General features: G+C 67.2%; 2 protein-coding genes and 1 pseudogene. All 3 read left to right on the top strand.

Features of this window, described 5'->3' with window-relative positions; translation table 11 throughout:
- Positions 1-320, top strand: a pseudogene (locus C8J30_RS16785) (cation-transporting P-type ATPase); the annotation flags it as partial.
- A gap of 113 nt (positions 321-433) precedes the next feature.
- On the top strand, positions 434-3,346 hold the full coding sequence (locus C8J30_RS16780; protein WP_110807057.1) for a beta strand repeat-containing protein: 2,913 nt from the start codon (positions 434-436) through the stop codon (positions 3,344-3,346).
- Between the two features lie 445 nt (positions 3,347-3,791).
- Positions 3,792-6,866, top strand: coding sequence for a M10 family metallopeptidase (locus C8J30_RS19275; protein ID WP_110807055.1), 3,075 nt, complete (start codon positions 3,792-3,794; stop codon positions 6,864-6,866).
- Positions 6,867-6,887: the final 21 nt, after the last annotated feature.

Genomic DNA, 6,887 nt, shown 5'->3' with positions numbered 1-6,887 from the left:
CGCTGGCGCGGGCGGATGTGGGGATCGCGATGGGCGCGGCGGGCTCGGAGGTCGCGCTGCAGGCGGCCGATGTGGCGCTTCTGGCCGATGACATCGCGCGTCTGGCCGAGGCGCATCGGCTGGCGCGGCGCACGGTGCGGATCATCCGGCAGAACCTGATTTTCGCGATGGGGGCGATGACGGTTCTTGTCGTGACGGGCCTGTTCTTCCACCTGCCGCTGCCGATCGCGGTGATCGGCCATGAGGGCGGCACGGTGCTCGTCGTGCTCAACGGCCTGCGCCTGCTCACCGACCCGATCCGAAAGGGTCGGGATGCGTGAGCGCGTCAGGGGGTGACCCTGCGCCGCAGGGCGCCCGTCGCAGAATTTGACCGTTGTCATGGACGCCCCTCGGGGGCGGTTTATCCCTGCTCCGAACGGAACGGGAGGAAACCATGTCCGGTTATTATGCTTTTGATACTCTTGTCTATTCCATCAGCGTCACCGCGCCTGCAGGCACCAGTTCCGCGATTTGCACCGGGGTTGCGAGCCTTCTGACGGGCGACGAGGTGACCGGCTTCACCGCGCAGGATGACGTGCTTGATCTGGCGGATTTCGCGGGGGTGACAGCCACGATCCCGCTGCCGGACGGAACCGAGCTGTCGCTGGCGGCGAGCGAGCTGACACCGCGACTGGTCAGCATCCTCTGGGATGACAAGGTGGCCTTGGTGCTTTCGTTTCAGCGTCAGGTGATCGACGGGCTGACCACGACGGTCGACACCGCACTGATCGTCGTCGCCGGCGCGCCGCTGCCCGCTTTCGCCACGCCCGATGAGCTCATGAACTTCATGCGTACCAACCCGCCCCTGCCGGCAAGCATGATTTTTCCGGAGGTCACCGCGCTTTCCTATGCGGATTTCGATCTTTCGCTGGCCTCGGCGGCGGGGGACACGCTCCTTGGCACTGCTCTGGGCGAGACGCTGGCCGGGCTTGCGGGCGACGATCTCATTCAGGCGCTGGCGGGCGACGATGCGCTGCTTGGCGGGGCGGGCAATGACACGCTCGAGGGGGGGGGCGGCGCCGACACGCTGCAGGGCGGCGCGGGCGATGACGTGCTGCGCGGCGGGCTTGGGCCTGAGGGCGATCAGATCGACGGCGGTGACGGGATCGACACGCTGGACTATACCGATCTGACGCTCGGCTATTTCCGCAACGGTCTGGTGGTCGATCTGGGCGCGGGAACCGCCAATGACGGCTGGTTCTACATCGGCTCCGACACGATTTCCGGCATCGAGAATGTCAATGGCACCGGGGGCAGCGACCTTCTGATCGGCGATGCCGGAGCGAACCGGCTGGATGGCCGCGAGGGCCGGGACAGTCTTTCGGGGGGCGATGGTGCCGATACGCTGATCGGCGGCATCAGCAACGCGGCCAACCCGCAGGACATGGACACGCTCGATGGCGGGGCGGGCAATGACAGCCTCGCGGGGGGCGTTGGCGGCGACCTGCTTCTGGGCGGGGCGGATGATGACACGATTCAGGGCGACGCGGGAAATGACGGTCTGGATGGGGGCGACGGCCGCGATCTGCTGTCGGGCGGTACGGGCAATGACTTCCTCTCCGCCGGGGCGGATGACGACACCCTGAATGGCGACGCGGGGATCGACACGCTGTACGGCGGCACCGGTGATGACCTGCTTTCGGGCGGCGCCGGAGCAGACAGCCTGACCGGCGACGCCGGGAACGACACCTACATTGTCGACGCCACGGACACCGTGAGCGAGACCAATATCCACGGGCTCGACATGGGCGGCACCGACACGGTGCGGGCGGGGGTCGACTACAGCCTTGCCGCGATCGACTTCGTCGAGGTGCTGGTCCTGACCGGGACCGCGGCGATCAATGGCACCGGCAATGCGATCGCCAACAGGATCACCGGCACCAGTGGCGCCAATGTGCTGGACGGGGCGGCGGGCAATGACACGCTTTCGGGCGGCTTTGGCAATGACACGCTGATTGGCGGCTCCGGCTATGACTCGCTCATCGGCGGCGGTGGCAACGATCTCTTCATGGTCGATTCCGGCTATGACACCGTGCTTGAACTCGCCGCGGGTGGTCTCGACACGATTTCGAGCTCGGACAATTACGCGCTGACGATGGGCGGCGCCACCGAGGTCGAGACGCTGATCCTGACCGGCACGGCGGATCTGGCCGGTTTCGGCAATGCGCTGTCGAACCTGATCCTTGGCAATGACGGCCGCAACACGCTGCATGGCGATCTGGGCGATGACACGATCGACGGCGGTCTGGGCGATGATGTGGTCGAGGGCGATACGGGCAACGACAGCCTGCTGGGCGGGCTGGGCAATGACACGCTTGCCGGAGGGTCGGGCGATGACACGCTCGACGGCGGTGCCGGGGGCGATCTGATGATCGGCGCGGCGGGCAATGATCTTTACATCGTCGATGACGCCACCGATCAGGTGACCGAGATCCTTGGCCCGATGTCCGGCATCGATCCGGGCGGCATCGACACGGTGCGGGCCTCGGTCAGCACGACGCTGAATGCGGATGGGACGCAATATGTCGAGGCGCTGGTGCTGGTCGGGCGCGCGGCGATCAATGGCACCGGCAATGCGCTCGCCAATACGATCACCGGCAACAGCGCGGCGAACTTCCTCGAGGGCGGGGCGGGCAACGACCTGATCACGGGCGGGACCGGGGCCGACACGCTGCAGGGCGATGCCGGGGCCGACCGGATGCTTGGCGGTGCGGGCAATGACCTCTATTTCGTGGGCGCGCTCTCGGACCGCGTCTTCGAGACCACGACCCAGTCGAGCAGCGTCGATGCGGGCGGCGTCGATACGGTCGTTGCCACGATCAGCTTCAGCCTTGCCACTTCGGTCGGGCTGAGCTTCGTCGAGAACCTGACGCTCGACGGCACGGCGGCCAATGCCACCGGCAACGATCTGCGCAACTGCCTGACCGGCAATGACGCGGCGAACCGGCTCGATGGCGGGCTCGGCGCGGATGTGCTCATCGGCGGGGCGGGGGCGGACAGCTTCATCTTCTCGACCGCGCTCTCGCCCGGCAACATCGACCGGATCGCCGATTTCGTCTCGGGCACCGACGTGATCCGGCTCTCCGGCGCGATCTTCACCGGGCTTGCCGACGGACGGCTTGCCGCCACGGCCTTTGCCGAGAACCTGTCGGGGCAGGCCGCGGATGCCTCCGACCGGATCATCTACGAGATCGACACCGGGCGGCTGTGGTTCGATGCCGATGGCACCGGCGCAGGCGCGCGCGTACAGTTCGCCGCGCTGTCGGCGGGGCTTGATCTGAGCAACGCCGACTTCGTGATCTTCTGAACCAAGGCGGGGGCCGCGACCTTTTCGGCGCGGCCCCGTTCCAATGGCCTTCGGTGAGTCGAATCGGCCGCAGCCCCTGTCCGTCGCCCGAGCGCGCGCCGTCGACGCGCCGTGCTTCGGCCGTCATCTCGCCCCGCCGCCGCAGCTCCGACGTGGCCCCGCCACGCGGGCGCCGCAATCGTGAATGCCGCCCCCGGCTGGCTGGCGATGTTAAGAAAATCTTCACCAAGTAACAGAAAGTAAAGGGGAGTTTCCGGTTTCAGGCCCTTGCTGGACCTCCGGTGCAGCCGCTATCTCTGGGGTCTGGAAGCGGATCCTCCGGAGGCCATGAAGGCCCAGACTTCCCGTTGCGCCGAACGCGCCCCTTGTTCCTCGATCCCTCGCAGACCGACGCGCCGGTCTGCAATTTGCCGCGTTTCAAACGCGCCTGAGCAGGAGTGCCCGGATGACCCTTCCCACCTTCACCGAAGACCAGGCGGTCAACCAGATCATCCGCGGCTATTTCGGAGGCTATACCTACGGGTGGAACCTGACCGTTTCACGCAGCCTGACCTATTCCTTCTCGGCTGGGTTGAGCACGCCCGAACGCACGCTGATCGAGGCCGCCCTTGACAGCTGGGGTGCCCTGGCCGGGATCACCTTCGTGCAGACCGCAACGGGTGGGCAGATCGCCTTCCAGAACAGCGCCGCCGGGGCCTATACCTCGATGCAGGGCACGGGCGTGAACATGACCTCGGCCATGGTCAACGTGTCTTCGTCCTGGTTCAACAGCTATGGCGGCACGATCGGCAGCTACAGCTATCAGACCTATGTGCACGAGATCGGCCATGCGCTTGGCCTTGGGCATACCGGCAATTACAACGGCTCGGCCAGCTTTTCGCGCGATGCGCTTTATGCCAACGACAGCTGGCAGACCTCGATCATGTCGTATTTCTCGCAAAACGAGAACCCGAACACCAATGCCACCTTTGCCTATCTGCTGACGCCGATGGCCTTCGACATCGCGGCGATGCGCACGCTTTATGGCACGCCCATCGCGGTGCATGGCGGCGACACCACCTATGGCGCGGGCTCGACCGCGGGTGACGCGCTCGACTTTCTCGGCACGACCAACCACCGCGCCAATGTCGCCTTCACGCTGATCGATACCGACGGGATCGACACGCTCGATGTTTCCGACCGCTCCGAGGCGGCGCGGGTCGATCTGACGCCCGGGGCGGTCTCGGATCTGTTCGGGCAGCGCGGCAACATGGTGCTCTACACCGGCACGGTGATCGAGAACCTGCGCACCGGAGCGGGCGCGGATCGGCTCACCGGCAACAGCGTCGGCAACCAGCTTGACGGGGGCGGCGGCAATGACACGGTTTCGGGCGGCGCGGGCGATGACACGCTCTCGGGCGCGGCGGGCAACGACCAGCTTGCGGGCGATGCGGGCGACGATCTGCTGACCGGCGGCGAGGGGCAGGACATCTTCTTGTTCGCCACCGGTTTCGGGTCGGATACGGTCAGCGATTTCGTTGCCATCGTCGATTACATCGACATTTCCGCGCTGACGCAGATCGCCGACTGGACGGCGCTGCTCGCGCTGATGACAGATACGGCCGACGGGGTGAGCATCGCCACTGCCGAAGGCACCATCCTGCTGGCGGGTCTGGTCACCTCGATGCTCGATCCGACCCATTTCCTGTTCACCGCCGGGTCGGGCGGCGGCTCGGGCGACGCCGGGCAGACCCTGCAGGGCACGACCGGCAGCGACACGCTGACCGGCGGCGACGGCGCCGACACGATCGACGGGCGCGAGGGCAACGACAGCCTTTCGGGCGCGGCCGGAGACGACAGCATCATCGGCGGAACCGGCAACGACCTGATCACCCTGGCGGGGGGCAATGACGTCTTCGTTGACGGCCTCGACAGCGGCGCCGACCAGGTCTGGGGCGGCAGCGGCAACGACAGGCTGATCAGCCGCGGCGGCTCGGACCGGCTTTATGGCGACGACGGCGACGATGTCCTGATGGCGGGCCCGGCAAGTTGCATCGTCTCCGGGGGGACGGGGAACGACACGATGACGGGCGGCATCGGGGCCGACACGGTCAGCGACGCAGGCGGCATCGATATCGTCGATCTCGGGGCGGGCAATGACAGCTACACGGCCAGCGGCGACGACGCGACGATGGGCGACAGCGTCTTTGGCGGTGACGGCAATGACCGCATTTTCGCCAGCGCGGGCAATGACGTGCTCAACGGCGGCGCCGGGCGCGATGGCATAGCCTCGGGCGACGGCAACGACACCGTCCTTGGCGGTGCGGACAGCGACGCGATCGACCTTGGCGCGGGCGACGATCTTTTCACCGACGGCACGGATGCGGGCGCCGACACGGTTCTGGGCGGGCTCGGCAATGACGTGCTGACCAGCACGGGCGGGCGCGACAGCCTGGATGGCGGCGCCGGGAACGACAGCCTGACCGCCTCTGCCGCGGGCTGCGCGCTCACGGGCGGGCTTGGCAATGACACGCTGATCGGCGGCAGCGGGATCGACACGATGAAAGATGCGGGCGGCAACGATCTGATCACGCTCGGCGCGGGCAATGACAGCTACACCGGCACCGGCGACACCGCGACGAATGCCGATACCGTGCTGGGGGGCGACGGCAATGATGCGATCGCGACCGGAGCGGGGGCGGACAGCGTCGATGGCGGCGCGGGCAATGACCGGCTGACCGGCAACGAGGGCGACGACACGCTTCTGGGCGGCGCCGGGAATGACACGATCACCGCGGGCGACGGCAACGACAGTGTGGACGGGGGCACCGGCAGCGATCGCATCGATCTGGGCGGGGGCAACGATCAGTTCATCGACAGCACCGCCGCCGAGTCCGATACGGTCATGGGCGGAAACGGCAACGAGGTGATGACGAGCCTTGGCGGCAATGACTCGCTGGATGGCGGCGCGGGCGACGACGCCCTGACGGCCTCGGAGGCGGGGGGGCGACTGGCGGGCGGCACCGGCAATGACACGCTGACGGGGGGCGCCGGGGCGGATGTCGTCACCGACACCAGCGGCAACGATCTGGTCACCCTTGGCGCGGGCAATGACAGCTACACCGCCACTGGCGACAGCGCCTCGAATGCCGACACGATCTCGGGCGGGGCGGGCAATGACCGCATCGCCGCCGGGTCGGGCAATGACCTGATCCTTGCCGGAGAGGGGAACGACTGGATCAGTGCCGGGTCCGGGAACGACACCCTGACCGCCGGATCGGGCGCCGATACGCTTGCCGGGGGGCTCGGCAATGATGTCTTCGTCTTCACGAGCGCCGACGCCGCGGATCGGATCACCGATTTCCGCGCGGGCAGCGACGATATCGACCTGACCGCTTTTGCCGGGCTCGACAGCTTTGCCGATCTGAGCGGGCACCTGACGCAATCGGGCCGGGCGGTGGTGATCGATTTCGACGGCTTCCGCGTCACGCTCGACAACGTCAGCCTTGGCACGCTGACCGCGGGTGACTTCCTGCTCTGATCCCCTCGGCCGCGCGGCCCC

The sequence above is a fragment of the Rhodobacter viridis genome (assembly GCF_003217355.1).
Lineage (GTDB): Bacteria > Pseudomonadota > Alphaproteobacteria > Rhodobacterales > Rhodobacteraceae > Rhodobacter > Rhodobacter viridis.
This window is presented reverse-complemented; position numbering and strand designations above follow the sequence as displayed.

Coding starts and splice junctions, on each gene's coding strand:
- C8J30_RS16780 (WP_110807057.1), top strand. CDS start 434: ATGTCCGGTTATTATGCTTTTGATACTCTTGTCTATTCCATCAGCGTC.
- C8J30_RS19275 (WP_110807055.1), top strand. CDS start 3,792: ATGACCCTTCCCACCTTCACCGAAGACCAGGCGGTCAACCAGATCATC.